We start from the raw sequence: 774 nt of genomic DNA on the forward strand, positions 1-774 counted from the left end.
GAGTGGAGCCAACCTTGAAATACCACCCTTGTATGCGTGATGTTCTAACCTAGGGCCCTTATCGGGCTTGGGGACACTGTCTGGTGGGTAGTTTGACTGGGGCGGTCTCCTCCCAAAGAGTAACGGAGGAGCACGAAGGTTGGCTAAGTACGGTCGGACATCGTACGGTTAGTGCAATGGCATAAGCCAGCTTAACTGCGAGACAGACACGTCGAGCAGGTACGAAAGTAGGTCATAGTGATCCGGTGGTTCTGTATGGAAGGGCCATCGCTCAACGGATAAAAGGTACTCCGGGGATAACAGGCTGATACCGCCCAAGAGTTCATATCGACGGCGGTGTTTGGCACCTCGATGTCGGCTCATCACATCCTGGGGCTGAAGTCGGTCCCAAGGGTATGGCTGTTCGCCATTTAAAGTGGTACGCGAGCTGGGTTTAGAACGTCGTGAGACAGTTCGGTCCCTATCTGCCGTGGGCGTTTGAGAATTGAAGAGGGCTGCTCCTAGTACGAGAGGACCGGAGTGGACGAACCGCTGGTGTTCGGGTTGTTATGCCAATAGCATTGCCCGGTAGCTACGTTCGGAACTGATAACCGCTGAAAGCATCTAAGCGGGAAACAGGCTTTGAGATGAGTTCTCACTGGAGATTTAATCTCCCTAAAGGGTCGTTGGAGACTACAACGTTGATAGGTCAGGTGTGTAAGGGTTGTGAGGCCTTGAGCTAACTGATACTAATTGCCCGTGAGGCTTAACCATACAACACCCAAGTGGTTTTGT

General features: G+C 52.3%; 1 rRNA gene. It reads left to right on the top strand.

The annotated features are described in order from the left end of the window. Positions 1–753: ribosomal RNA gene (locus ACRRSQ_RS20585) — 23S ribosomal RNA — on the top strand; the annotation flags it as partial. Positions 754–774: the final 21 nt, after the last annotated feature.

The sequence above is a fragment of the Thalassotalea sp. PLHSN55 genome (genome assembly GCF_052030545.1).
GTDB lineage: Bacteria > Pseudomonadota > Gammaproteobacteria > Enterobacterales > Alteromonadaceae > CANMXU01.